This is a genomic window from Halioxenophilus aromaticivorans (genome assembly GCF_042850945.1).
Lineage (GTDB): Bacteria > Pseudomonadota > Gammaproteobacteria > Pseudomonadales > Cellvibrionaceae > Halioxenophilus > Halioxenophilus aromaticivorans.
Genome location: NZ_AP031496.1, coordinates 5,460,071 through 5,486,272, shown reverse-complemented (window position 1 = coordinate 5,486,272; position 26,202 = coordinate 5,460,071). Strand labels below are relative to the sequence as shown.

19 protein-coding genes and 1 pseudogene are annotated in these 26,202 nt (G+C 51.3%); 8 read left to right on the top strand and 12 right to left on the bottom strand.

All coding sequences use genetic code 11. From position 1 onward, the window contains the following. Nucleotides 1–26: 26 nt before the first annotated feature. From ACGHM3_RS23315 to ACGHM3_RS23305, 3 genes are all read right to left on the bottom strand, one after another. The gene (locus ACGHM3_RS23315) at nucleotides 27–1,232 is read right to left on the bottom strand and encodes a glycoside hydrolase family 88 protein (RefSeq protein ID WP_345424524.1); all 1,206 of its coding nucleotides are present in this window, start codon (nucleotides 1,230–1,232) and stop codon (nucleotides 27–29) included. Nucleotides 1,233–1,333: 101 nt separating this feature from the next. Further along, the gene (locus ACGHM3_RS23310) at nucleotides 1,334–4,033 is read right to left on the bottom strand and encodes a TonB-dependent receptor (protein ID WP_345424521.1); all 2,700 of its coding nucleotides are present in this window, start codon (nucleotides 4,031–4,033) and stop codon (nucleotides 1,334–1,336) included. 224 nt (nucleotides 4,034–4,257) lie between these two features. Continuing rightward, nucleotides 4,258–5,694: a glycoside hydrolase family 28 protein gene (locus tag ACGHM3_RS23305; RefSeq protein ID WP_345424519.1), complete on the bottom strand. Its 1,437-nt coding sequence runs from the start codon at nucleotides 5,692–5,694 to the stop codon at nucleotides 4,258–4,260. A 222-nt stretch (nucleotides 5,695–5,916) separates the two neighbouring features. On the opposite strand from ACGHM3_RS23305, the gene ACGHM3_RS23300 reads away from it, so the two are divergent. The 7 genes from ACGHM3_RS23300 to ACGHM3_RS23270 all read left to right on the top strand — a co-directional run bounded on the left by ACGHM3_RS23300 (nucleotide 5,917) and on the right by ACGHM3_RS23270 (nucleotide 15,138). Beyond that, nucleotides 5,917–6,651 (top strand): FadR/GntR family transcriptional regulator, encoded by a 735-nt coding sequence (locus tag ACGHM3_RS23300; protein WP_345424517.1) that lies wholly within the window; start codon nucleotides 5,917–5,919, stop codon nucleotides 6,649–6,651. Between the two features lie 300 nt (nucleotides 6,652–6,951). Further along, on the top strand, nucleotides 6,952–7,860 hold the full coding sequence (gene kdgD, locus ACGHM3_RS23295) for a 5-dehydro-4-deoxyglucarate dehydratase (protein WP_345424514.1): 909 nt from the start codon (nucleotides 6,952–6,954) through the stop codon (nucleotides 7,858–7,860). 37 nt (nucleotides 7,861–7,897) lie between these two features. Next, entirely contained in the window at nucleotides 7,898–9,331 is a 1,434-nt protein-coding gene (locus tag ACGHM3_RS23290) for an aldehyde dehydrogenase family protein (RefSeq protein ID WP_345424511.1), read from the top strand. 104 nt (nucleotides 9,332–9,435) lie between these two features. Beyond that, entirely contained in the window at nucleotides 9,436–10,818 is a 1,383-nt protein-coding gene (locus ACGHM3_RS23285) for an MFS transporter (RefSeq protein WP_345424508.1), read from the top strand. After that, nucleotides 10,805–12,358, top strand: a complete 1,554-nt coding sequence (gene garD, locus ACGHM3_RS23280; RefSeq protein WP_345424505.1) for a galactarate dehydratase — start codon at nucleotides 10,805–10,807, stop codon at nucleotides 12,356–12,358. Before ACGHM3_RS23285 ends, garD begins: the two co-directional genes overlap by 14 nt. Before the next feature lie 202 nt (nucleotides 12,359–12,560). Continuing rightward, nucleotides 12,561–13,415: an alpha/beta fold hydrolase gene (locus ACGHM3_RS23275; RefSeq protein ID WP_345424502.1), complete on the top strand. Its 855-nt coding sequence runs from the start codon at nucleotides 12,561–12,563 to the stop codon at nucleotides 13,413–13,415. Between the two features lie 748 nt (nucleotides 13,416–14,163). Next, the gene (locus ACGHM3_RS23270; RefSeq protein WP_345424499.1) at nucleotides 14,164–15,138 is read left to right on the top strand and encodes a GNAT family N-acetyltransferase; all 975 of its coding nucleotides are present in this window, start codon (nucleotides 14,164–14,166) and stop codon (nucleotides 15,136–15,138) included. A 7-nt stretch (nucleotides 15,139–15,145) separates the two neighbouring features. Here ACGHM3_RS23270 and ACGHM3_RS23265 read toward each other — a convergent pair whose 3' ends face one another. The 5 genes and pseudogenes from ACGHM3_RS23265 to ACGHM3_RS23245 form a co-directional block, all read right to left on the bottom strand. Next, nucleotides 15,146–15,532: a VOC family protein gene (locus tag ACGHM3_RS23265; protein WP_345424496.1), complete on the bottom strand. Its 387-nt coding sequence runs from the start codon at nucleotides 15,530–15,532 to the stop codon at nucleotides 15,146–15,148. A 623-nt stretch (nucleotides 15,533–16,155) separates the two neighbouring features. After that, nucleotides 16,156–17,367: a multidrug effflux MFS transporter gene (locus ACGHM3_RS23260; RefSeq protein ID WP_345424490.1), complete on the bottom strand. Its 1,212-nt coding sequence runs from the start codon at nucleotides 17,365–17,367 to the stop codon at nucleotides 16,156–16,158. Nucleotides 17,368–17,539: 172 nt separating this feature from the next. After that, complete coding sequence (locus ACGHM3_RS23255) at nucleotides 17,540–19,315, bottom strand: SLC13 family permease (protein ID WP_345424488.1); 1,776 nt, start codon at nucleotides 19,313–19,315, stop codon at nucleotides 17,540–17,542. 172 nt (nucleotides 19,316–19,487) lie between these two features. Continuing rightward, nucleotides 19,488–19,673, bottom strand: coding sequence for an MFS transporter (locus ACGHM3_RS23250; protein ID WP_345425011.1), 186 nt, complete (start codon nucleotides 19,671–19,673; stop codon nucleotides 19,488–19,490). A gap of 85 nt (nucleotides 19,674–19,758) precedes the next feature. After that, a pseudogene (locus tag ACGHM3_RS23245) lies at nucleotides 19,759–20,904 on the bottom strand (sugar porter family MFS transporter); the annotation flags it as partial. Nucleotides 20,905–21,173: 269 nt separating this feature from the next. On the opposite strand from ACGHM3_RS23245, the gene ACGHM3_RS23240 reads away from it, so the two are divergent. Next, on the top strand, nucleotides 21,174–22,004 hold the full coding sequence (locus ACGHM3_RS23240; RefSeq protein ID WP_345424485.1) for an MBL fold metallo-hydrolase: 831 nt from the start codon (nucleotides 21,174–21,176) through the stop codon (nucleotides 22,002–22,004). A 90-nt stretch (nucleotides 22,005–22,094) separates the two neighbouring features. On the opposite strand, the gene ACGHM3_RS23235 is transcribed toward ACGHM3_RS23240, so the two are convergent. The 4 genes from ACGHM3_RS23235 to ACGHM3_RS23220 form a co-directional block, all read right to left on the bottom strand. After that, the gene (locus ACGHM3_RS23235; protein ID WP_345424482.1) at nucleotides 22,095–23,732 is read right to left on the bottom strand and encodes a SulP family inorganic anion transporter; all 1,638 of its coding nucleotides are present in this window, start codon (nucleotides 23,730–23,732) and stop codon (nucleotides 22,095–22,097) included. An 89-nt stretch (nucleotides 23,733–23,821) separates the two neighbouring features. Then, on the bottom strand, nucleotides 23,822–24,478 hold the full coding sequence (locus ACGHM3_RS23230; protein WP_345424479.1) for a carbonic anhydrase: 657 nt from the start codon (nucleotides 24,476–24,478) through the stop codon (nucleotides 23,822–23,824). 145 nt (nucleotides 24,479–24,623) lie between these two features. After that, a complete protein-coding gene (locus ACGHM3_RS23225) occupies nucleotides 24,624–25,556 on the bottom strand; it encodes an AEC family transporter (RefSeq protein ID WP_345424476.1) in 933 nt (310 codons plus the stop codon). A gap of 145 nt (nucleotides 25,557–25,701) precedes the next feature. Further along, nucleotides 25,702–26,046: a HopJ type III effector protein gene (locus ACGHM3_RS23220; protein WP_345424473.1), complete on the bottom strand. Its 345-nt coding sequence runs from the start codon at nucleotides 26,044–26,046 to the stop codon at nucleotides 25,702–25,704. Nucleotides 26,047–26,202 lie beyond the last annotated feature (156 nt).

The window sequence follows — 26,202 nt, the reverse complement described above, 5'->3', positions numbered from 1 at the left end:
CCTTCGCTTCTATTAATCCAGCGCTTCTATTCCTCCAGCTTTGCAAGCTCCAGCGCCGCCAAGATGAACGGCCCAATGCCGTGGGCATCGTCCACTACGATGGGCTCTTCGACATAATACTCAAAGCTGCCAGATCGATAGGGGTTGCCTCCCAGCCCCGCGCTGCCGCAAATGTTGTTTAAGTGCACGCGGTCAGTGGATTCGTCTATCTCGATTAATTCCGATACCAGCCCATCAAATGCTTTTTGCGCTACTTGGCCTTTTGCTTTTGGTAATAGGCCTAGCCGTGCGCCCTTGGCAAAGGCGTAGGCAAACATGGCGCTGCCCGAAGCCTCCAGATAATTGCCTTCGCGCGGGCCTTGGTCGGTAACTTGATACCACAGGCCGGATGGCTGCTGGTAGGTTTCCACGGCATTACTGAGATCGTTTAACAAGGTGACCAGCTGATCTCTTTTACTGTGCTTGGCGGGCATATATTCTAAGCTATCGACCAACGCCATCAGGTACCAACCCATGGCGCGAGACCAAAAGTGCGGTGAGAGCCCGGTTTTTGGATTGGCCCATTTTTGCAGCTTACTTTCATCCCAGCCGTGGTACAGCAAGCCAGTTTTTGAATCGCGGGTTTTTTCGCCGATCAGTATAAATTGGTGGGCGATTTCGTCGAAGGACTCATCACCTTCGTTAAAGGCGGCGGCGTATTGGGCGTAGTAAGCAGAGCCCATGTATAGGCCATCCAGCCACATTTGATAGGGGTAAATACGTTTGTGCCAGTAGCCTCCGCTGCGAGTTTTGGGCTGCCACCGTAATTGCTGTCGCAGGCTTTGCATGGCTGTTAGATACCGCGGGTCTTTAAACTGATCGTACAGGGAAAACAGCAGTTTGCCGGCGTTGATATCGTCGATATTAAATTCGTAGACTACGTAATCTTTGATGTTGCCTTGCTCATCAATCAGCTGATCGACATAGGTTTTGGCGTAGTCTAAATAGGCTTGCTTGCCGGTTTGCTCGTATAAGCGCTGAAAGCCTAGCAAAACCAAACCATAGGTGTAAGACCACTGCGGTTCGGTAAGCCCTTTTTGTGGCCGCATGGCCCAGGCTTGAGGGCTTCTGTCCATGGTGGTTTGTGCAACCCGCTCTGCCCACTGTAATTGATCGGTTGCAGAGTTGGTAGCTGAGCAAGCCATTAACAGCATGCAGGCACCACAGATAACGGTTTTTATGCGATGGTTCATGTTTAAATGCTCTACAGTGAGTGCTACTTGAATAAAAAAATGGCACTGCCCAAATCACTTTGGCAGCGCCTAGGGAGAGTTGTTAGGTTGGGATTATGGGCTTAAAAAGCGGCGCGTAATCCCAAAAAGTACTGCGCTCCGGTGTGGTTATACTCACGCACTCGGTTCTCTTCACCGACGTACAAACGCTCTTTTTCGTCGAATATATTAATCGCCTCCAAAGTTAACGTAATGTTGTCGTTGATGTTGTAGAACGCGCTGAGATCGTACTGGGTATAACCGGAAGTCGCCTCAATAGAGTTGCCGTTACGGCCGGGTACACGGGTGTTGTAGTCGTCTCGATCGTTCATGGAAAGGCGTGCGCCGTAGGTTTCTGTCTCATAGTACAGCGTCAGGTTTAATGAGTTTTCCGATAGCCCAATTAAATCGGCGGTGACCAAATCGGAGCCAGTGCCGTACTCAGATTCCGACTGCACCCAGGTGTAGTTACCGGTAAAGCCGAGGTGATTAAACGGCGCGGGTAAAAAGCTAAAGGGCTGTTGGTAGGCTAGCTCAAACCCTTTTACCTTGGCGCCATCGTTGTTGATGGGTTGGGTGTGGGTCCAGGGCTCGGTAACCGGTTGCCAGGTGTTTGGGTCGTACTCAACGTCATTTAATACGAGGTTGGCGTACACTGGGTCTAGGATGCGCTCAACGGTATCCGAGGCGATAAAACTCTCAATGTCTTTATAAAAGAGGGTTGCGCCCAGTAGAGATTCCTCCGCAAAATACCACTCCGCAGCGATATCCACGGATTCCGCCCGCATTGGGTCAAGCTCGGGGTTACCGCCCGATAAAGTACCATTAACACCCGAATAGGACGACGTTGGCGTTAGGCTACCTAGGCCAGGGCGAGACAGGTTGCGCGCAAAGTTTAACCGCATTTGCAGGTCTTCAGTAACTTCCCAGGCAAAGTTAATAGACGGCAATACATCGACGTAGGTATTTTCCACCGTTACGGGCACAACACCATCATTGAAAGCCACGGCGCCTTGCATGGTTGAGCTGGTTTCTACAATGCGCAGACCGGCGTTGGTGCGTAGGGTGCGGCCAAATAATTCGCTTTCGGTATCAAACTCAAAGTAGGCGCCTAGGGTTTCTTCCTCAACCCGCCAGGTGTTACCCGAGGTTTCGTCGGTTTCCCAGCCACCGATTTGGTAAGCGGCTATGGTTGCGCCGAAGTTGTTCACCAAAAAGCTGCGTGGGAAACCAGACGGCGCACTTAACCTGGTGCCAAAGTCGTCCACGGGTACTTCTTGGGTTAAGCCTGTCAAAGTCGCTGGCGTGGTACGATCAGAAATATTGGATTGAGAAGAATCAACCATGCGGCTGTTGTAGATGATACCGGTGCGGAAGCTGGACGAATCACCCAAGATTTCCAAATCGATTTTCGCGGTCTCGTTTTCTCGCTCAACGTCGTTGGCGCGCAGGGTAGGGTTGGCAAACTGATAAAAGCTTGGGTCGAGAATATCGTAGCCGTAGCTCAATTCCGCAATATTATTATTTGCGCGGAAATCGTAACCGTAGCTTTGGCGCTCGGCGGTAATAATATTAAAGCGGTATTGTTCTACCCTAAATTCCGAGCTGGCCACACCCAACAATCCGCTTAAGCGCATATTGTCATTGATATCGTATTTGGCCGAGAAAACCGTTTGGTAAAAATCGGTTTCGGATTGCGTTAGGCGGCTTTCCGTTCGCAGGTTAACGTCGTTGAACTGACCGGCGATGATGTCGGTACCCGCGTCATTGAGGAATACCTCAACCGGTGTCATATCGTCGTAGTTGCTGCGAAATTGCGCGTCGAAATTATACGATTCGCGGTTGTTTTCAAAGTTGGAGTGGGCAAGATCTAGGCTCAATTCCAATTGATCTGTGGGGCGCAGTTGGAAAGATGCCGTAGCGCCTAGGCGGTCCTGTTCGTTGGCAAAATAATCCGTACGCGGTAGGCGTGGTGTCCAGGCGTTGTCCAAGCTGTAGCCCGGCGCAAAGCTGCCATTAACTACGGTATTGCTGGTGTCTGCCCAGCCTGTAGCTTGCTGCCAGCGCACGGTGCCAAACCCTTCCTGGCGCACGGTACGCTCGGTGGAGGCCAGTGAAAACAAAACCCCAATAGTATCGTCAGCAAAGGTGTTACTCACCATAACAGAAATACGCGGGTCGGTTTCTTCGGTTAGGCTATTATAGCCGCCTTGAATCGACAGCGCCGAGTTAAAGCCCGGGTTGTCGAACGGTTTAGCCGTGTATAAATCCACGGTGCCTGCCAGGCCGCCTTCTTCCACTGCAGCGGTGGGCGTTTTGTGGATGTCGATACGGTTAAACAGCTCAGAGGCAAATACGTTAAAGTCGAAGGAGCGGCCGCCATTTAAGCCGCCGGAGGAATCCAAACCGTCGGTACTCGCCGGTACTTCCATGCCGTTTAATGTGGTACGGGTAAATTCTGGGCCCAGGCCTCGGATAGTAATTTGTCGGCCTTCACCGCCCTCGCGGGAAATGGCCACGCCGGGTACACGCTGTAGCGATTCGGCCAGATTTAAATCCGGCATCTTACCCATGTCTTCGGCCATAATACTTTCGCGAGCGTTGGCAGCATCGCGCTCTGCGTCGATGGCCTTGGCCAGGCTGGCGCGGTAACTGGCTTCCACCACAATTTCTTCAATGGCGGCGGCTTGGTCTTGGGCATTCACTAGGGCACTGTGGCTGCTTAACGCGCCCACAGCGGATAGAGCAATCCACAGCGGTGATCTTTTTAGAGTTATATTCATGGTGCGCTTCCTCTCTCTACATACAAAACGCCAGCCACCGTCAGAGCGGACGGCTCCTTCGGTGTTGGCAACGAATTATTGCTCGTTGGCAATAAATTTATTGTGTGTTGTTTGCCTGTGCCCATAATGGTGCCAGGCAAATATTGGGTGCGGGAAATAAATTGCCGCCCCTTTTTTAGTTTTTAAGGGTACTTCTGTGCGATAAACGCGGGTATTACTATTTGCTAATTGCTGTCTGTTTTAGCTTGCCAGTTTAATTGGGCGTTAATGGTTTGGTTGTTGATGGTGACGTTGTCTAAATTTAGGTTGGCTACATTATTTAAAATAAAGGTATTTTTGGTGTGCTCTACCACAATATTTTTAAAGGTGATGTTGCTGGCCGGTGTTGGTGCTGGGGCGTGGATCTCTAAAAAGGTATCGGTGTTTTGTACGTGAATATCTTCAAACACAATGTCGCGATAGGTAGACGGGTGTTGTCCATCGAGCTCCCCAGGGTAGTTAAGTTGAAACCAAAATAAATCGCGGAAGGATTCTACCTGCAAACCTTTCACATAAATGTGTTCAACCACACCACCGCGATCTAAATTGGCTTTAAAACGTACGGCAGAAACGCCGGTACGCAGAATGTTGTCGGTAAAATACACATGGCGTATACCGCCGGACATTTCGCTGCCAACGGCAATACCATCTTCGCCTCCCATATCGTTATTGCGGATAACCACATATTCCGAGGGCTTGCCGATACTGCGGCCGTCTTGATCGCGGCCGGATTTCACCACCACCGAGTCGTCACCGGTACGAAACACATTGTTTTCGATCAACACATAGGAGCTGGAATCCACGTCTACACCATCGTTATTTGGATGATGGCTATTTACGTTAAGGTTCCTCACCGTGGCGTGGGTAGTATAAATTAAGTGGTTAATCCAAAACGGTGAGTTGCGCGCTTCAAAGCCATCCAGCAATACCCGCTCGGCATTAATAATTTGAATTAATCCCGGGCGTAAAAAATGGCCCTCACCAAATTGCCGTTGGCTCACCGGATCGCCAGCAATGCCCATTTTGCGCAGCTTAAGCTGATCGGGTTTTTCGTTTGGGTACCAGGCGAAAAATTCGCTATCGGCATTACCGTCAATAATACCGGGGCCGGTAATGGCAATGTCGTGTACGTCGTTGGCGTATATTAAGGGTGAGTAGCCGTACATTTCCGTGCCTTCCCAGCGGCTAAATACCGCCGGTAGGTAATCCTCCGCGCGAGGGCTGAAGGTCAGGTGCGCGCCTTCGGCTAGGTGCAGGTTAATATTACTTTTTAGGTGAATAGGGCCGGCACTGGTCCAATTTCCGGCGGGGATAACCACGCGGCCGCCGCCGTTCTCGCTGGCGCTGTCTATGGCCGCCAAAATGGCAGGCCGAGCATCCTTGGTTAATGTCTGGTGGTTGGCAAAATCCGTAATGGGGAAATCTTGCTGGGCAATGGCCGGCAGGGCGATGGCCGCTACGATGCTTTGCTCGGTGACTGTGGTGGCTTGACTGCTAGCCGCCTGTGGCTTAGCAAGGCCAGATTCCAAATTACTGGGTTGGCATCCGCCCAACAATAGTGCTGATAAACTGCCTAGGCAGCACCAACGGAGAAGGCATTTAGGATGCTTTTGCGGGATCATGGCAACTCACTTTTATTATTTTGGTATCGCTGTTTTAGGGGGTATCGGCAAAGCGACGGTGCTTCTTACCGGCCAAAGGCAGACTTAAAAGCCGTGCCAAAAGCTCGCTTTGCGGGCGACATTTGCACCCAGGGCCTATATAATGCCAAACGTGCTCATGTCGTACGTCATCGTACAACTATGGTAATGGTATTTTATAATTAATCAATAAGAAAATTGTGCATGGCTTCTTCCAACCGCAAACGAAACCCCAGCCTAACCCAAAATTTGGTGTCCGAAATCACCGGCTCTATTCAGTCCGGCGGCTTTGTGCCCGGCGATAAACTGCCCACAGAATCGGTGTTGATGCAGCAGTATGGGGTGAGCCGTACGGTGGTACGAGAGGCCATTTCTAAGCTACAGGCCTCGGGTATGGTGGAGACTCGTCACGGTATTGGCACCTTTGTGCTGCGCACCTCGGAGCGTAAAATCACCATAGACCCCGCCACCATTACCACCTTGGAAGATGTTATCGCGGTGTTGGAATTGCGCATCAGTTTAGAGGTAGAGGCGGCGGCCCTAGCCGCCGAGCGGCGTAGCGAAATGCAGCTAAAAGAGCTAAAAATAGCCCTGGATAACATGTTGTCTGGGCAAAATAGCGACAAAGACGACGTTGAGTCGGACTTTGAATTCCATCAGTGCATTACTCGAGCAGCGGGTAATCGGTACTTCACCGAAATCCTAGAGCACCTGGGTAAGTCGATTATCCCCCGAACCCGTTTAAAGTGCGCAAACTTCTCCGGAGACGATCTGCGCAATTACCTAACACGCGTAAACATGGAGCATGAGGATATCTATTTGGCCATTGCCCGCCAGGATGCCGCCGCCGCCCGAGCCGCTATGCGTATGCACCTAACCAACAGTAAAGAGCGCCACAGGGCGCTCTACGCCGAGGCTAAAGAGTCTCTACAGGAGTAACATTAGGCGTTAGCAGGGGGAGAGATTGCGAATTGGGCCTTGACGCATTTTTATCTCTAGTTGTACGATGTCCTACAACTGATAACAATAACTTGCATCTAAAGCCACTCAAGAGCCACTTACTAGAGCCATGTAAGGTTGGCCAGTAAACGCCATCGGCCGCACCAGCGGTGATTGCTAGGCGGACGCTTTGCCAGTTGCCGTTGTCAGGCAGCGGATACCGCAGGCCCCCGCCTAGCGGTTCTCGTTTCGAATTGGCTTTTCAAAGTTTTCACATCCGTTTTCACAGGACAGGCATCTATGACTCCAGCTCAGTTAAAAAATACCATTGGTGAAGGACTTTTGTCTTTCCCAGTCACCGACTTTAACGCCGATGGCGGTTTCAACGCAGAAAGCTATGCCGCGCGGCTGGAATGGTTGGCTCCCTACGGCGCAAGCGCTTTATTTGCAGCCGGTGGCACCGGTGAGTTTTTCTCGCTCGGGCTGGAAGAATATCAGCAGGTTGTGGCCACGGCGGTGCAAACCTGTGATGGCCAAGTGCCCATTATTGCCGGTGCCGGCGGCCCGCAGCCAATCGCCATTGCTCAGGCTAAGCAAGCCCAGGCCTCAGGTGCTCAAGGCTTGCTGTTGTTGCCCCATTATTTAACCGAGGCCAGCCAAGCCGGGCTGATTAGCTACGTTACCGGGGTTTGCCAAAGTGTGGACATCGGCGTGATTGTCTATAACCGAAATGTCTGTCAGTTAACCGCAGACAGCCTAGAGATTCTAGCAGAGGCCTGCCCCAATTTAATTGGCTTTAAAGATGGCCTTGGCCAAATTGAAACTATGGTGACCATACGTCGTCGCCTGGGTGACCGATTCTCCTATTTGGGCGGCTTACCAACCGCGGAAGTGTACGCCGCAGCGTATAAAGCCTTGGGGGTACCGGTGTATTCGTCAGCGGTTTTTAATTTTATTCCTAAAACGGCTATGCGCTTTTACAATGCCGTCAAAAATGATGACTTCGCTACTGTTAATCAGTTAATCGACGATTTTTTCCTGCCCTACTTGGATATACGCAACCGCTGCCCCGGCTACGCCGTGAGTATTGTTAAAGCCGGTGCAGAAATCGTTGGCCGCAGCGCGGGCAAGGTACGTGCTCCATTAACGGATTTAACCGCTGCTGAAAAAGACGCCCTGGCGGCACTTATTGCCACGCTTCCCGAATAACATCCTATCCAAGAAATTACCGACTAAGAGGCAAGTTATGCAACAGCATCATCACTATATTAATGGCGCTTGGGTAGAGGCCTGCGAGTACACTGAAAATCAAAATCCATCGGACCATAGCGATATTGTTGGCTTGTATGCAGCGGGCAGCGCGGCACAATTAAACCTCGCCGTGGACGCAGCCAAGGCGGCCTTCATGGAGTGGTCCAACAGTAACATTCAAATGCGTGCCAACGCTTTGGACTTTATTGGTAACGAAATTCTCGCTAATGCCCGATCCTTGGGTGAGTTGTTAGCGCGAGAAGAAGGTAAAGCCCTGGCCGAATCCATTGGTGAGGTAAGCCGTGCTGGTAATATTTTTAAATATTTCGCCGGCGAATGTTTACGCCTACGTGGCGATACTTTAGCGTCTGTTCGGCCTGGCGTGAGCGTTGAGGTGACCCGTGAGCCCATTGGTGTGGTAGGGCTAATCACGCCGTGGAATTTTCCCATAGCAATTCCCGCCTGGAAGATAGCGCCGGCCCTGGCCTACGGCAATTGCGTGGTGATTAAACCCGCCGATTTAGTGCCTGGCTGCGCTTCGGCGCTGGCTGAAATTATCCATCGGGCCGGATTGCCCAAGGGTGTGTTTAATATGGTGCTGGGCCGTGGACGAATCGTCGGTGACGCCTTGGTATCTAACCCCGATGTTGCCGGTATCAGTTTCACCGGCAGTGTGGCTACCGGCCGTAATATTGCAGCGCAGTGCGTTGCCCGCCAAGCCAAAGTTCAGTTAGAAATGGGCGGCAAAAATCCACAAATTATTTTAGATGACGCCGATTTAGAGCAAGCCATTGAGCTGTCTGTGCAAAGCGCCTTTTACTCTACCGGCCAGCGTTGTACGGCTTCTAGCCGATTGATTGTTACCGATAAAATATACCCGGCGTTTGTTGAGGGATTACAGGCGCGCGTTGAAAAAATACGCGTCGGCCATGCCCTGGATAAAACCACCGATATCGGCCCAGTGGTTTCCCAGCAACAATTAGAGCAAAACCTCGACTACATTAATATTGCCAAGGCCGAGGGGGCGAATCTGCTAACCGGTGGCGAGTTGCTGCAGCGCGAAACCCAGGGCTACTTTCTCAGCCCTGCTCTGTTTGCCGATACCGAAAATACCATGCGTATTAATCGCGAAGAAGTGTTTGGGCCTGTGGCTAGCGTAATCAGAGCGCAGGACTACGATCATGCGCTGAGCATAGCTAACGATACGGAGTTTGGCTTGTCTGCCGGTATTGCTACGCAATCGTTGAAGTACGCCAACCATTTTAAACGCCACGCTCGGGCTGGCATGGTGATGGTGAATTTACCGACGGCCGGGGTGGATTACCATGTGCCCTTTGGTGGTTGTAAGGGCTCGTCCTACGGCGCGCGGGAGCAAGGTAGTTACGCGCAAGAGTTCTACACGACGGTAAAAACCAGTTACTGTTTCTGATGGTTTCACAACGGCAATAAAGTGGCAAGGCCCGAGGGCCTTGCCTTAGCGTCCCTCGGCCCTCGCTAAATAAAGGCCTTCAATTATAACTAATTATAAAAATTATGGATTCACTTAAGCCAACCAAAGTTCGCTACCATATTCTGCTGATGCTGTTTTTGGTAACCACGATTAACTACGCCGACAGAGCAACGCTTTCTATTGCCGGTGCCAGTATTCAAGATGACCTAGGCATCAGTGCGGTCAGCTTGGGTTACATATTCTCCGCCTTCGGCTGGGCCTATGTGTTGGGCCAAATTCCCGGTGGCTGGTTGTTGGATCGGTTTGGCTCTAAGCGCGTGTACGCAGTGGGGATTTTTACCTGGTCGCTGTTTACGCTGCTACAATCGTTTGTTGGCCATGTTAGTGCTGCCGCTAACGCTGTGGTTGTGTTGTTTGTATTGCGGGCCATGGTGGGGTTGGCAGAGGCACCGTCCTTCCCGGGCAATGCCCGTATTGTCGCCGCTTGGTTTCCTTCGGCAGAGCGGGGCACCGCCAGCGCCGTATTTAATTCCGCACAATATTTCGCCACCGTTATCTTTGCGCCCATTATGGGTTGGGTAACCTTTACTTTGGGTTGGCAGCAAGTGTTCTTTTTAATGGGAGCCTTGGGCATTATTTTCTCTGGTATTTGGCTGATCACTATTTATAGCCCTAGGCAGCATCCGCGCATTAACCAAGCGGAATTGGACCACATACAAAATAACGGTGGTTTGGTGGATATGGACAGCGCCAGTGCCAAACAAGCGGGCCCGGGTTTACGGCACATTGGTACGCTTTTGAAAAATCGTATGCTGTTGGGTGTATACCTGGGCCAATACTGTATTAATGCCATTACCTATTTCTTTTTAACCTGGTTTCCCGTGTATTTGGTTAAAGAGCACGATATGACCATCTTAAAAGCCGGCTTTTTTGCGTCGCTACCGGCCATCTGCGGATTTATCGGCGGTATTTTAGGTGGTGTGTTAAGTGATGCGCTGTTACGTAAAGGTTACTCATTAAGCGTAGCTCGCAAGCTGCCCATTGTGGTGGGTTTGCTGCTATCAACATCCATGCTGGCGTGCAACTACGTTGACGCACAATGGTTAATTATCGGTTTTATGGCCCTGGCTTTCTTTGGCAAAGGATTGGGCGCATTGGGTTGGGCTGTGGTGGCGGATACCTCACCGAAAAAAATTGCTGGGTTGTCGGGCGGAATGTTCAACACCTTCGGTAATTTTGCCGCCATCACAACGCCCATTATCATCGGTTATATTGTCAGCGCTACCGGTTCCTTCGAGTGGGCATTAGTCTACGTGGCAGCTAACGCGGTGGTAGCCGTGTGTTCCTACTTGTTTATTGTTGGCCCCATTCATCGTGTAGAACTACCCGAGGAGCCATCAGCTTCCAATAGTGCACCAACATCTAGCCCCTCGCCAACCTTGAAGGCAAGCCATGCAACTGATTAAACACCAAGACTCACCCCGTTACATAAAACTCAATGAGGTGGATAACGTTGCCGTTGTGGTAAACAGTGGCGGAGTTGCCAAGGGCGCGCAATTTGATGGCGACCTCGTGGCCACGGAGGATATTCCCCAGTGCCATAAAATTGCTTTGCAGACGTTGGCCGAAGGCGAGGCGGTCATTCGCTACGGCCAAACCATTGGCTACGCCCGCGAGCCACTGCCGCAAGGCAGCTGGGTTAAAGAGTCACAATTGCATATGCCCGCGGCACCGGAGCTTGCAAGTTTACCCAAGGCCGATAAAACACCCGCGGATTTACCCCCTTTGGAAGGATATACCTTTGAAGGCTATCGCAACGCCGATGGCACGGTGGGTACGCGCAATATTTTGGGGATTACCACAACGGTGCAGTGTGTGGCGGGTGTGTTAGAGCACGCCATAAAGCGCATTAAGGATGACCTTCTACCAAAATACCCCAATGTCGATGATGTTGTGGGCCTTACCCACAGCTACGGTTGTGGTGTGGCGATTAACGCAGCGGATGCCTACATTCCCATTCGCACAGTGCAGAACATTGCGCGCAACCCCAATTTTGGCGGCCAGGCCTTGGTGATCGGTTTGGGCTGCGAAAAACTGCAGCCGGAGCAAATCATTAACACCGAGCACTACCATCTGGGGGAAGAACAAACTTGGTTGTATAAATTGCAGCAATCGGATTTGGGCTTTACCGATATGATCGCGCAAATTCTAGCCTTGGCTGAGTCAAGGCTTGCGCAGTTAAATCAACGCCAACGGGAGACCTGCCCTGTTTCCGATTTGGTGTTGGGCATGCAGTGTGGCGGCAGCGATGCGTTTTCTGGTATTACCGCCAACCCCGGTTTGGGCTTTGCCTCTGATTTATTAGTCCGCGCCGGCGCCACGGTGATGTTTTCAGAAGTAACCGAGGTACGTGATGCAGTCTACATGCTGACGTCCCGTGCAAAAAACTCCGAGGTGGCTGATGCCATTGTTAGAGAAATGGACTGGTACGACCGTTATTTACACAAAGGCGAGGCCGACCGCAGTGCCAATACCACGCCGGGCAACAAAGCCGGCGGCTTGAGTAATATTGTGGAAAAGTCCTTGGGCTCCATTGTTAAATCCGGCAGCAGTGCCATCTCTGCAGTGCTAGGCCCGGGCGAAAAAGCCAGCACCAAAGGTTTGGTTTTTTGCGCAACGCCGGCCAGTGATTTTGTGTGCGGAACCTTACAGTTAGCCGCCGGCATGAATCTACACGTGTTTACCACTGGCCGAGGTACCCCCTATGGCCTGGCCATGGCGCCGGTGGTAAAAGTCTCCACCCGTACCGACCTAGCCCAACGCTGGCCAGATTTAATCGATGTCGATGCCGGCAAAATTGCCACCGGTGCCTGTAGCCTAGAAGAATTTGGGTGGGAGCTTTTTCACTATTACCTGGATGTCGCTAGTGGCCGCAAACAAACCTGGGCCGAACAGCACCGGCTGCATAACGATTTAACTCTATTCAACCCTGCGCCTATTACCTAATCGCCCCCCCCAGGGTGGTCTATTAAAAACCCATCAACCACCCCTAGCCTGGGCCGGTAATCCGCCGGCGTTGTCTTTTTTTCAGCGTTTGCTCTACTATTGGCCGCCGTATTCCTGCGGCGGCGTTTTATGGCAGCCTAATGGAATGGATAGACCAAAGGTGGCCAACCATGCCAGCACAGCTTACGACAAAGGATGTCCCATGAAATACAGCGCTGTAATTGCCTTGTGCTTACTGCTTGGGCTGGCGGGTTGCAATAAAATCCCGCACGAGCAGCAATCGGTTAGCATTCCTGTGCCCGGCACAGACCTATCATTGGCGGGTACCGTGATTTGGCCCGAGGGTGAAGGGCCTTTCCCGTTGGCCATTCTCAACCATGGCACCAGCTCCGCTGCCAACCGCGCTAAATTTAACTACTGGCGCAAGCCCCATGTGGTAAATGCGTTAATTGAGCGTGGCTTTGCCGTGCTCATACCCATGCGGCGTGGCTTTGGTGCCACTGGCGGTGAATACAGAGCCACCACCGACGGTTGCGCCGTGGAGCACCCTAATTTCTATGAAGCTGGCATAAAAGCTGGAGAGGATATAGTTGCCGCTATTAATTTCGCGCCGACAATAGCTCGGGTTAATAGTGACCGTATTATTTTAGTGGGCCACAGTGCTGGCGGATACGGCGCAATCGCCGCTGCCAGTATGGTACCTGGTAAGGTCGCCGCGGTAGCCAATTTTGGCGGTGGCCGTGGTGGGCGGTACAACGCCTGGGGCGAGCCCTGCCACCCGAAAGTACTGGCCGAGGCCATTACCCGCTACACTCAATCCATCACCGCGCCGGTGTTGTGGTATTACGCTGAGAACGATCGTTTCTTTTCCCCCAAGGCGGCCACTCAATGGTTCGATGCATATACAGCCGCCGGAGGTAAAGGCGCCTTGGTTATTGGCCCTGCGTTCAAGGATAACGGCCACAGTATATTGATGGCTAAGGATGGAATTCCTATCTGGACGCCTTCGTTTGATCAATTTTTAAAGCAGTACGGATTAATAAACTCCAGTCAATAAACCCCAATTAATGCCCTGTTTTTTTGTCATTCGCCGTGCGTGCGCGCTGATAAAAATTAGTGCGCCCTTGTATTAGCGTGGTTCACACTTTTTGCGCTACTTTGGCTAAGGTAACTCTCAGTTTGTTTGATTGCGGTCACATAAACGGTAAAAGCCTTTGCCGTCCCCCAAAGCCTCTTGTTAAGTTATTAACCAAGCCTCTGCATTGGTTGGGCAGTGGCTGGGCACGGAAATAGAAGCGTCGTTCGTCCTGATGATGGCTTTGCGCAAACCTGCCGTTGAACGCGATAAAGTCAGACAATGAATTATGAGGATCGGAAAAGAAATTTTTATCGCTACGCCTGGCAACGGCGTATCGAGTTGAAATAATCAGTGATATTCTTGCCCGCCGCTTGAGTCCCCAGTTGTTAGCTGGGCCTTTCTTGTCAGCGTTCCTTTGCGACGGATCGCGCATCCCATTCTTACGAAAGACCCGCGGATATTACGGCGTGGTTTTTGCCTAGTACCGTTTTTCATTGCGGTGGCATCAACGGATTGATCGCGTTTGAAAGGGTGGTGAGCACTCAGCCCTGTTGCTGCGCTTGTCTGACTGCACGGTTGGCTTCATAGAATTGCTGCTAAACTCCAGTTGAGTTTTGTAGAAACTACACCGCGCTGTAAAGCTTACGGAAGCCCGGCTACACCGGTAGAGCTTGCACTGAATTTTCAGCAAGGAGAGCTAATATTAAATCTTGTTTAGGTACGTTGAGTGGAAGGGTCGATCACGTTAGCTTTGCCAGTTTACAATCCTTTGGAACCCACGATTTTTCATCAGCCGTGGTGGTTAGATATCGTCACCGATAACCAGTGGCAAGCCGTGGATTATCACGATGGTCAGCGTACCCTTGGCCGGTTGCCCTATTGGGTTAGTAAAAACAAACTGGGTTTAAAGGTGATTACACCTCCACCCATGACACACTTTCTCGGCCCTGCGGTGGATGCTGGTAGCGGCAAGCCGAACACGCTTTTTCTAAAAAACTACCGCGTCACCCAGGCGTTGCTGAAACAGCTACCCAAAGCAGGTCGTTGTTATTTCAAATGCCATGGCGGCATTCAAGACACGTTAGGGTTTCAAAACGCCGGGTTCCACACGGCCGTACAATTTACCCATGAGATTGCCCCGGCGCCCAGAGAGGTGCTGTGGGAAAGCTTTCGTACCAAAGCGCGCAATATGATTCGTTCGGCTAGGCGCTGCCATGAGTTTGAATACGGTTACGATGCGGATGAGTTTATCCAATTTTACGCCCAGAACATTGATTCAAAAGGCAAAGAAAATCGCCGGGATGAACTGATCTGTTCACGGTTGATCAGGGCCTGCTTGGATAAAAATCGCGGCCAAATCTACCAAGTGCGAGATCACCGAGGTCGCCTAGCCGCTGCTATGTTTTGCGCCTGGGACACCAAGGCGAGCTACTACCTGCTCACCACCAGAACGCCCAACTCCCACAGCGGAGCCACCCCGTTGATTGTGTGGCAGGCTATTTTGGATGCTAGTAGCCGTGGCTTGGTGTTCGATTTCGATGGTGTTATTAGCGAAGGTGGCATTCGCTTTGCCAATAATTTTACCGCTGACTTGAAGCCGCGTTACATTGCCTTTAAAAACAGCTGCCTGTATTCGTTGTATTCCAAAACACTCGCCCGTAAGCCAAAGCACGGAGCGGTATTTCGGCCAAGCCCGTTATAGGTGGGGGCTAACTCTCGTACAACTCCAGTGGTAGGTCATCGGGGTCGGCAAAAAACGTAAACCGCTTGCCCGTGTATTCGTCCACCCGAATGGGTTCACACTGGATGTTGTTGCTCTGCAGATGAGCCACGGCTTTGTCTAAATCGACCACCTTAAAGGCTAAATGCCGTAACCCGAGTGCCTCTGGGTAACTGGGGCGAGGCGGGCGATCTTTAAAAGAAAACAATTCAATCTGAGTGGCGCCGTCCGGCGTGCTCAAATCCAATTTGTAGGAATCGCGCTCGGCACGGAAGTTTTCAACGATTATCTGAAGGCCAAGCACCGTAACATAAAAATGTTTGGAGCGTTGGTAATCGGAACAAATGAGAGCGACGTGGTGAATACCTGACAACATAGGGCAATAGGGGTTTTGTGAAAAAGGAACGATTGATTTAATCGCTCATGCATCGGCCTGTCAACTGGCTTTTATTCATCGGTTAAGATCATCGCCAGCACATAAACCGGCTCCTATCGTCTGGCTTATATATACCGAATCCAGTGAACAGGGAGCTACCAGTTTAAAGTGTGCTCATGTCTATCACAAAACGGTATTTGACGTTATTTTTTCCAGCCTTAACAAAGCGTTGTTAACCTGGTTTGCTTTAATAATTTCGATGTCGGCAGTAATCTCGTGCTCAGTGCAAAACTCCAACATCTCCTGGGTTTCTGCGGCACAACCGATGTTTGAGTCTGTGAAACTGCGCCTTCCCTGCACGACATTAAAGGCTCCAATTTCAATGGGCTTGTTGGGTAACCCAACCAACACCACGCTGCCATCCACCGCCAGTTAATTAAGCAATGCATTGACATTGTGGCTGGCTGACGCCGCAATCGCTGTTACTTTAGTGCTCATTGGGCTGCCGTGGTGAACAACGCAGCACCTATGTTAAAGGCAAGAGCGATTAAGAATACTCTCGTTAGATTTACTAGAGTAATAAATATCTATCATAGAACCGAAGACATAAACCGCGTGAGAGTTTAGTTTTGAGCAACGGGTTTTCGGTTTACTGCTAAGGCCATTACTAGGCTCATTAGCGCGGCCGCGGTCATTATCCAGATCATTGCTTTGGGGCTGTGGCTTGGGCCAAGGGCTAACAACGCTGACGATAATATACCGCTGCCGTATTGCAGTGCGCCAATCAATGCGGATGCGGAACCTGCCATGTGCGGTACTAAATCCAAAGCTGCTGCCGTTGTGCAGGCTGCGATGATGCCGTTCATAGCAAAGAAAATCAGTGCTAGGCAAATAATTCCCAGCAGTGGTACCTCATGGATTTGGTTGATGATAAATAGCGCGGCCACCGCGGCAAAAGCGATAAATGTGGCCGCCACTAGTAATGTCTCTAGGCTAAACCGCTTTACCAAGCGGCGGTTGGCAAAGCTTACCAACATCAACCCCACCACATTAATGCCAAACAGCCAGCCGTAAAGTTGCGGCGATACTGAGTAGTGATCGATATACACTTTGGGTGAGCCAACAATAAACGCAAAAGCGCCAACGTAGAAACTGGCCACGCAAAAGGTATAGGCCATAAAACGGCCATTTTTGAGCAGGGTAACGTAATGGCCAAATGCGCTGCTGATAGGCGCTGTTACGCGCTGCGGCTCGGGCAGCGTCTCCGGTAATTTAGTGATTGATACCAAATTCACAACCCCAATCAGCGCTAAAAACCAAAAAATACTGTGCCAGCTGCTAAACGCAATTAATTGCCCGCCAATCACCGGGCCCAAGATGGGCGCGGCGGCCATCACAATCATTAAGGTAGACATCATGTGAGCGGATTGGGTACGGTCAAAGCTGTCGCGCACCATGGCTCTGGCAATCATTGGCCCGGTGCAGGCACCGAACGCCTGTATCACCCGCCAAACGATCATTTGGTTGAGCGTCTCAGACAGCGCGCAGCCCACAGAGCCGATAATAAATAAGCCTATACCGATGGCTAGGGGGCGCTTGCGGCCAATGCGGTCACTGATCGGCCCCCAAACCAATTGCGCCAACATAAAACCCACCAGAAAGCTGGTCACAGTCAGCTCAATACTGCCGTGCAGTTCCTGCTCCATGGTTGGCATAGCCGGTAAATAGACATCCGTGGAAAGCGACGTAAACGCCATTAAGGACGCTAATATTAGGGTGAATGCAGCGGTTGAGATACCGATGGCGGGCTGGGTTGTGCTGGTATTAGTGGTCATGACGCGATGTTGTTGGGGGACTTGGATAGAAAGGCCAAGCCCTTCTTTACTGTTACCAGCATACGCGCTTGGTGGGGAGCTGAATATAGCGGTGAATGCATCGAGTTAATGAGCTCGGTTAATGAAACTCATCAACTCGGCAATACTGCATTTATGTATCGGGGCTCGCTGGCTAACCCTGCAATGGGTACCGCCACAATAGGATGGATAGGGTTATGGCCCCGATAAAAATATTCATGGGAACGCCTACCTTAAGAAAATCGCTAAACCGGTAATTGCCAGGGCCGTACACCATTAGGTTGGTTTGGTAGCCCAGAGGCGTGGCAAAGCTGGCAGAAGCTGCCATCATAATGGCCAGTACAAAGGGTTCGGCATTTAGCCCGGCTTGTTGCGTTACGCTCATTACAATGGGTAGCATTATGAGTGCCGCCGCGTTATTGGTAATGGTTTCGGTCAGCAGAGAAACCGCAACGTAGGTGAGCACTAACAGTAACCAAGCCTGCCCCAGGCTAAGTTGCACAATATTTTCGGCCAATAAATTCGCCAAACCGGTTTTTTGAATGGCCGAGCCCAGTGCAAACGATGCTGCAATGGTGATCAGCACGGTAAGGTCCAGGCTTTTTTCCGCTTGGCTGGCTGTACAGCAACCGGTAATGATCATCAATGCTGCGCCAATTAATGCGGCGTTGAGCATGGTAATCCACTCAAAGGTTGCTGCCGTAATCAGCACCAGCAAAATCGCCCAGGCCAAATAGGCTTTCTCGTGCCTCGGCCGCTGTTGTTCTAAATCGTTAATCAACAAAAAATCTTTGTTGTATCGCTGCCGGCTAACAAACGCGGGCCGTGCTTCCAGCAATAAGGTATCGCCGGCTGCCAGTTGTATTGTGCCTAAATTGCCTTTTATACGTTCGCCATTACGGGCCACGGCCAATATGGCTGCGCCGTATCGGTCTCTAAATTGGGCGTCGCGAATACTGGTCCCTACGGCTGCGCAATGCGGGGATACGACCGCTTCTACCAAGCAGCGCTCGGGGTTGGCTTTGATAATGGTTTCGCCATCATGGTTGGATGAGGACGCGGTAATGCCTTTTATGCGTAGCAGGTCAGAAATGGCTTGGGTATCACCGGCAAACACTAAGCGGTCCTCGCCTTGCAGCGTTTGCTCGGAAGACACCGCTGTGAGCACGGTATCCTGGCGGATAATTTCGACCAAATAAATTCGCTGTAAGTTACGTAAGCCAGCTTCAACAATGGTTTTACCCACCAGCGGCCCATTGGCCGCAACGCAGACTTCCAAGGTAAATTCCTTAAGGTTGCCAAAGGCCAGTTCCTCACCTCGGTTAGGCAACCAGCGTGGAAAAAACAAAACCATAAATAAACCGCCGGCTATGGCTACCGGAAGACCAATCCAGGTAATGGCAAATAGCGAAAACCCCTCGCCTTGGGTGAGTGCTTGGTATTGGCCATTCACGACCAAGTTGGTGCTGGTGCCAATCAGCGTGGTGGTACCGCCTAAAATGGCGGCATAGCTCAGTGGGATCATCAATTTAGAGGCCGGCACGCGGATCTTCCGCGCCCAGGTATTCACCGCCGGTATCAACGTTGCCACCACCGGCGTGTTGTTTAAAAAGCCACTGAGTAATAACACCGGGAGCAGAATCCGGCTGATGGCCGAGCGTTCGCCACCCGGCTTGCCCAATACTTTATCGGCCAATAAATCCACGCCGCCTGACTGATGCACACCAGCGGCAACCACAAACATTGCCGCAACGGTAATCAACCCGGAATTGCTAAACCCAGATAAGAGCTCCGTGGCATTTAAAATACCCAGCGCCCCAAGCAGTGTTAGTGCAGCCATCATAATTAAATGCGGGCCAACTCGGCTCATGGCCAAACTCAATAAAACCGCCGCGGTAATAACCAGCGTTACCCATCCTTGCCAAGCCATATCGGTGCCCTTGCACTGAAAAAATTTGCTGGATAGTAGGGTAGTTTAGAGATAGCGCATAAGATCATTAATCTATATGCATATAGATTTTGCAGGGGTTTACGTGCGAGGAGTTATAACGTGTGAAATAAGGAGGAAAGCTGCCGCGCTGAGCGGCAGCTGAGCAGGCCGGTTAATGCTCGGGCATATCTTCCAGGGTAACGCCTTTGGTTTCGCGCACAAATTTCCAAACAAACAAAAACGATAGGCCAGCACTGATGGCGTAGAAACCGTAGGCGATGTGTAATCCGGCTTCGGCCAAAACGGGAAAGCTGGTGCTGATCATAAAGTTGGCTAACCACTGGGCTGCTGCGGCCAAGCCAAGGGCCAGGGCGCGAATTCGGTTGGGGGAACATTTCTCCCAGTAGCACCCACACCACAGGCCCCCAGCTAATACCAAAACCAATCACAAACAAATTGGCTGCCACCAGTGCCACTGGTCCCCAGGGCTCGGGCAGGGTCAGTTGGCCGTTAACGGTGTCAGAGCTGCCAAACGCCAACGCCATTACCGCCAGGGACACACACATAATTGCGGAGCCCATCATCAGTAATGGTTTTCGGCCAATGCGGTCCACCAGCACAATGGCGACCACCGTGGCGGCAACGTTAATAAAGCTAGTCACTACCGATATGGCAAAGGCGTCACTCTCGTCAAAACCCACGGAGTTCCATAACACGGTAGAGAAGTAAAAAATAACGTTGATGCCAACCAATTGTTGAAACACCGACAACAAAATTCCCACCCAAACGATGGGCAGTAAAAAGCCTTTTTGGCTTCGAAGGTCGGCGAAGCTTCGCTTTACGGTGGTGCTAAAGGATCCTTTAATTTGCGCCACGGCGTTATCCACCGCGCTGTCGTTGGCAATATTAACCACATTTTTGAGCACCTCACGGGCCTCTGTTTCGCGGTCGTTTTGAATGAGATATCGCGGTGATTCAGGCAGCCGGCTGGCCAGTACACCGTACAGCACAGAGGGAATTACTTCGCTTAAAAACATCCAGCGCCAGGCTTCCAACTCGCCAAATATCGGTTGCGCGGCACCACCGGATAATTTAACCAACAAGGCACCAACCAGTAAGGCCATAAAGATGCCGATAACGATGGACATCTGCTGGGTGGTGGCCAGGCGGCCGCGAATACTCGAGGGTGCAATCTCGGCGATGTAGGCCGGGGCTATCACCGACGCAAAGCCTACCCCAATGCCGCCAACAAAGCGCCAAAAAATCAGAGCTTCTACTGAATACGAAAAGGCCGAGCCAACGGCGCTGGCAGTGAGTAGGACCGAGCTAATGACCATAGTGTTGACGCGGCCAAAGCGTGTGGCGCAGTAGCCCGCCAGCCATGCGCCGATCATGGCACCCAGTAGGGCGCAGGAAACCGTAAAGCCGGTCATACCGGCGCTGAGGTTAAATTCCCCTCGCACCGCAGTGACAGTGCCGTTAATGATGGCGCTGTCAAAACCAAACAGGAAGCCGCCTAGGGTGGCAGTGATGGCGATTAGCAGAAGTTTGAGGGAGAATTCACCCTCGTGGGCGACGGCAGAGTTCATAGCGGGCTCTCTTTATTATGGTGTTGTCATGATTTGTAGGGCCGAAACATCAGACTGCAGCATGCCAGCTCTGTATGCAAATGACAACGCTGTCTATTGCTGAGCTCGGCGTGTTTAGTGGACTTTGGTAACTCACCTAGGCGAAAAAGTCATTGAACCGCGCCCTGGGCCTGTTTGATGATAGGCTTCATTCATAGTGCTACAACTGCGCCGCCAGGGCGACTCTTCGAGAGATGGTATATTGATGTCAATGATTAAGAGGACAATCTTTGCTCACACAAGATAGGTTTGAAGTCGACGGTGTTACCGGCCTGCGAGTGGGGGGCGGCCTGTTTGGCAAACCGTTAATGACCGTGATTCTCTACCGCGTGGGTGACCTGCTGATTGATACCGCCTCTTATCACACGCGGCCCTTAGTACGACAATTTGTGCAGGAGTCTCCGATCCGTCAGGTGCTGTTAACCCATTTTCATGAAGACCACGCCGGCAATGCCGGTTATTTACAGCGTGAGTTCGGCTTGCCTGTGTTGGGCCACACTAACACCGCCGCTCGCTTGGCCAACCCTGTGCGGCTGTTACCCTACGAGCACTTTATGTTCGGCAAACTGGAAACCGCCACCGTTGAGCCCTATCTATCGCTCATTCGGTGCGGTGATGTGCAGCTAACGCCAATACCTACCCCTGGCCATTGTGATGATCACACAGTGTATTTGGAGCGTAACAAAGGCTGGTTGTTTTCCGGAGATTTGTTTGTTGCCAGTAAAATAAAAATTTGGCGAAAGAGTGAGAATATGGAGCAGACCATCCGAGCTTTGGACACAGTGTTGCAGCAGGATTTTGAGATTCTTTTTTGCGGCCATAACCCGCAGTATAAAAACGCCAAAACACTGGTTAAACAAAAGCGCGATCAGCTCAACGGTTTAGTCGAGCAGGCGGTTGCTTTACGTCAGCGCGGCTGCGGTTTTAGTGAGATTTATAACCGAATGGATGTGGGGCAGGAGAAGTGGGTGACCAAGTTAATCACCTTTGGTGACGTCAGTTATCGCAATATGATCAAGGCCGCCATGGTGGCCGCGGATGAGCGCTTACTCGGTCAGTAAACCACGATACCAAGCAATAACCGCGGGTAAACGCTAGGCAAAAAAAAGCCGCTGGTCAGGGAACCCAGCGGCTTTACGAGTACCCCAAAATTAAGCTTCGGCTAGCTCTTCTTTTACGGCCTCGGGTTTAGGCTTTTTTTTATCGATAATACTCACGGCCAATTGCAGAGCAGCTAGACGCGTGTCGCAAATCGAAATGTGCTTTTGCTGCACGTTGATGTTGTCGAGTACCTGCTTCACCTCGTCCGTCATGCTGCAAATAATCAGCTCACGGCCGGCGTCGATGGCATCGGCAGTAACCGTTTCTACAGCCATGGCGGCCGAAACATCCACGGTAGGCACGTAGGAGAAATCCAAAATCAACACCTGTGAGCCGGGGCGTACTTTTTCACGTACGTGATGGCCTACATCAGCGGCGGCACCAAAGCTCAGTGGGCCACGGAAACTAAAGATGTTAATTTTACCGTCGCCTTGCTTGAGCAGCGCGTTTTCTTCTGGCTCGTCCAGGCTATCTGGCAGCTCTTGTAATTGGGCAATCTGCAACTGCGCAATTTGGCGAACGTAAGCCAAGGCGGCTAGAACAACACCCACAGCGACTGCGGTGATCAGGTCAACAAATACCGTTAAACCCAATACCAACAGCATCAGAGCGAAGTCCCAACGTGGGCCAGTGTGGGCACGTTTTAGGTAGCTCCAGTCGACAATATCCAAACCCACCTTAACCAAAATACCGGCCAAAACCGCATGTGGAATGGCTGCCGCCAAGGGGCTCAAGCCCAATACGATGGCAAGCAGTACCAACGAGTGGGTCATTCCCGAAATACGTGTTTTACCACCGCTGCGGATATTCACCACGGTACGCATGGTGGCGCCGGCGCCGGCGATACCGCCAATCAAACCCGCAACGGTGTTACCAATGCCCTGGCCGATCAGCTCTTTGTTACTGTCATGACGGCTACGGGTTAGGTTGTCGGCAACCAGAGAGGTGAGCAGGCTATCAATGGCACCCAATACGGCCAGGATAAACGCCGCCTCCAGCACTAACAGCGCGTGCTCGCTGCTAAATACGGGCAGGTGCAAGCTTGGTAAGCCGGTGGGGATTTGACCCAATACAGGGACATCAACCGCTAAACCGGCCAGGGTGCCGATGATTAGTGCAGCTAGTGCTCCGGGCACGTATTTACCAATGGCGGGTGGCCATTTGTAGGCAATCACTAAGGTGCCCACACCCAACAACAGGGTAATAAAATTAATGTTGGCAAGTGCGTGGGGCAGGTAGCCCAGGGCGCCCAGGGTGCCACCAGGTGGTTCGTGGCCCAGTAGTCGGCCCAACTGCAGAATAATAATGATGGCACCGATACCGGTCATAAAACCGGAAATCACGGGGTATGGCACTAAGCGGATGTACTGGCCAACGCCTAAAAAGCCAAATACTACTTGGAAAATCCCGGCCAGCATCACTGCGGTGAAAATAAGCGCCGGGTCGCCGGATAAGCTGGCAAATAAGCCCGCCAAAACCACAACCATGGGACCTGTGGGGCCAGAGATCTGCGGCGCGGTACCGCCAAGCAGAGAGGCAAAAAAGCCAACTGCAATAGCACCGTAGATGCCCGCCATTGGTCCCAAGCCAGATGCTACGCCCAGGGCCAAGGCCAAGGGCAGAGCGACAATACCGGCCGTTAACCCGCCGGTTAAATCACCTCGGAGGTTAGATAAATCGAATTTCATCGTTTTTTCCCTTAGCTAAAACCCACCGTTTGAGCTTTGTATTGTGTGTGCTCGATTTTTATAGTGGGCTATAGATACTTCTGAAAAAGTTAGAGTTTTATTTTCCGCTTTGCGGCAAATTCCTCGGCGTAGGCGTCGCTCATAGGGACAAAGCCTTTTTCGCGCTCGTCAAAGCACAGGATCTCGCCGGTTTCAATGTTGTACACCCAGCCATGCAGATGCACTTTGCCTGTGGCTAGTTTGGCTGCTACGGCAGGATGGGTTCTTAAGTGCTGTAATTGAAGCAGCACGTTTTCTTGCGTTACTTCGGGCAGGCGCTCATGGGTTACCTCACCGTGGCGTTCTTTAACCACAGAGGTTGCCGCTCGGCAGTGGCCCAACCACTCTTTGACGTGGGGTAAATCATTCAGGTTTTCTGGTGCCATGGCTCCTTTCATAGCGCCGCAGTCGGTGTGGCCGCACACCACGATCTCAGTAACACCCAAAGCCGCTACAGCAAACTCAATGGAGGCCGTCATGCCGCCGGTTTGGTTGCTATGCGGAGGTACTACGTTACCTGCGTTGCGACAGATGAACAGCTCACCTGGATCGGTTTGGGTTAGCATGTTGGGGTCGATACGCGAATCCGAACAAGTAATAAAGAGCACTTCAGGGTTTTGGCCGTTGGCTAACTTCTTGAAAGTGTTCTCTTTTTTTGGAAAAACTTCACTCTGGAATTTAGCTACGCCATCAATTACGTGTTGCATATCAATGATCCTCCGTTTGCCCGCTATCGGGAGATACGCCTTGGGTATGAAACTATTAGTTTTACTTGATCACTTTATAGAAAGATATGGTTATTAGAGATAGGTTTTTCCTATCAGGCACTAGACGCCACGTAATTAGCTTCGGTTACTGGATTAGCAGAAGCAAAATAGCGATGGTAATAAAGGAGAGTACAGTGCTCAGCGTAATAGTGCTGCTGCAAAACGCGCCATAATTAAAACGAGCGCCAATAATGGCGTAGATAGACAGCATTGGCACAGCGGCAAACAAAATGGCAGCTTTGGCCATTTGAGGGTCCACCGCCGGTAATATAAGCAGCATTAGTGCAACCATGGCCGGATGCAGGGTGAGCTTTAAGATGGCCACCAATGAAATATCCGCCAAGCGCCCAGAGACTTTGTGTGTACCAAGGGAGGCGCCAATAAAAAACAGGGCGACGCCGGCGGAGGCGTTGCTGAGCAACTGCAATGAGTTGTTTAGTGCTGCGGGAATCGGCAGTTGTAACACACTTAGCAAGACACCCACCGCAATGGCAATGATGATAGGGTTTTTGCCAAGGCGCGCCAGCAGTTGGCCAATAGTGTTTAATAGATGCGTGTTTTTGTCGCGGTTACCGTATTCCAGCACAGTGAGTGCCAGCGGCATGAGTAGGGTGTTTTCAAACACCAAAATAATGGCGAATGCCGCCAGCGGGGGCGAATCAAACACCTGTAACAATAGCGGGAAACCGATAAATCCACTATTAGAAAACGAACTTCCCATGGCGCGGATGCCTGCGCCCACGGTGTCTTGCCCCTGCCAACGCGAGCTGTAAAGAAACACCAGCCCGTAGGTGAGCAGCGAGCCCAAGCCATAGGCGAGAAAAAACCACGGTTCAAATACCTGCTGAAAATCGCTATTACCCACATTGATGATAATCAGCGCGGGTAGAGCAATAAACAGTACAAACCGGCCCAGGCCTGCTAGGCCAGCTGCATCCAACAGCTTACACTTGGTGGCACAAAAGCCAATGAACACTACAATAAAAATGGGCGCAATGATGGTTAAAACTTGAGCCATGGTTGTGATGCCGAGAGCGTTAAGAGAGCTAAGAGCCTACCCTATTGGTATCGGGCTTTATAGATTGGAACCTGCGGTTATTCAGGTGTAACCGAGTGTTATTGCTGGCCGCTGTTTTTACAGCGGCCTTAAAACGTTAGGGAATTTACTTGTTGGTGAGCGCCTGGCTGTCAAAGGCAATACCTTGCCACTGATGTTGCATAAAATTGCGAATATTTTGGTGGTCCGCGCCATCAGGGTTTTCCAGCACATCCCTGCGGTAGAAATCACCAAAGCACTGCAGGGTATGTTCAGGGCTAAGGCTGTGAAGTTGGCCAAACGCAAAAATCTTACATGAGCCATTATTCTGCCCCGCTAGGTTTTGCAAATCGCCGTTAGCAAATGCCGTTTCTGTGAAATTGTAGTGGCTATCGATAACCGCAATGGTGTCGTTAAATGCGATGGCTTGCGGGTCTGATTGCAGTTGCGACAAAAATTCTTCCAGTGTCATAGTCTTGGAGCCGTTGTTTTATCTTAGAGTGTGTTAAAAATTGGGCGGCCATTGTGCCCGCATAGAACGCAACATGCCAGCAACGCAACTACAGCTGAAATGACGGGTCTACTCAATCATTAACCGAAGCTCCGCAATCAACTTAAGTTCCGCTAT

What these genes read in the sequence shown, in the direction of transcription:
- ACGHM3_RS23315 (WP_345424524.1), bottom strand. Translation starts at nt 1,232, where the DNA reads ATGAACCATCGCATAAAAACCGTTATCTGTGGTGCCTGCATGCTGTTA.
- ACGHM3_RS23310 (WP_345424521.1), bottom strand. Translation starts at nt 4,033, where the DNA reads ATGAATATAACTCTAAAAAGATCACCGCTGTGGATTGCTCTATCCGCT.
- ACGHM3_RS23305 (WP_345424519.1), bottom strand. Translation starts at nt 5,694, where the DNA reads ATGATCCCGCAAAAGCATCCTAAATGCCTTCTCCGTTGGTGCTGCCTA.
- ACGHM3_RS23300 (WP_345424517.1), top strand. Translation starts at nt 5,917, where the DNA reads ATGGCTTCTTCCAACCGCAAACGAAACCCCAGCCTAACCCAAAATTTG.
- kdgD (WP_345424514.1), top strand. Translation starts at nt 6,952, where the DNA reads ATGACTCCAGCTCAGTTAAAAAATACCATTGGTGAAGGACTTTTGTCT.
- ACGHM3_RS23290 (WP_345424511.1), top strand. Translation starts at nt 7,898, where the DNA reads ATGCAACAGCATCATCACTATATTAATGGCGCTTGGGTAGAGGCCTGC.
- ACGHM3_RS23285 (WP_345424508.1), top strand. Translation starts at nt 9,436, where the DNA reads ATGGATTCACTTAAGCCAACCAAAGTTCGCTACCATATTCTGCTGATG.
- garD (WP_345424505.1), top strand. Translation starts at nt 10,805, where the DNA reads ATGCAACTGATTAAACACCAAGACTCACCCCGTTACATAAAACTCAAT.
- ACGHM3_RS23275 (WP_345424502.1), top strand. Translation starts at nt 12,561, where the DNA reads ATGAAATACAGCGCTGTAATTGCCTTGTGCTTACTGCTTGGGCTGGCG.
- ACGHM3_RS23265 (WP_345424496.1), bottom strand. Translation starts at nt 15,532, where the DNA reads ATGTTGTCAGGTATTCACCACGTCGCTCTCATTTGTTCCGATTACCAA.
- ACGHM3_RS23260 (WP_345424490.1), bottom strand. Translation starts at nt 17,367, where the DNA reads ATGACCACTAATACCAGCACAACCCAGCCCGCCATCGGTATCTCAACC.
- ACGHM3_RS23255 (WP_345424488.1), bottom strand. Translation starts at nt 19,315, where the DNA reads ATGGCTTGGCAAGGATGGGTAACGCTGGTTATTACCGCGGCGGTTTTA.
- ACGHM3_RS23235 (WP_345424482.1), bottom strand. Translation starts at nt 23,732, where the DNA reads ATGAAATTCGATTTATCTAACCTCCGAGGTGATTTAACCGGCGGGTTA.
- ACGHM3_RS23230 (WP_345424479.1), bottom strand. Translation starts at nt 24,478, where the DNA reads ATGCAACACGTAATTGATGGCGTAGCTAAATTCCAGAGTGAAGTTTTT.
- ACGHM3_RS23225 (WP_345424476.1), bottom strand. Translation starts at nt 25,556, where the DNA reads ATGGCTCAAGTTTTAACCATCATTGCGCCCATTTTTATTGTAGTGTTC.
- ACGHM3_RS23220 (WP_345424473.1), bottom strand. Translation starts at nt 26,046, where the DNA reads ATGACACTGGAAGAATTTTTGTCGCAACTGCAATCAGACCCGCAAGCC.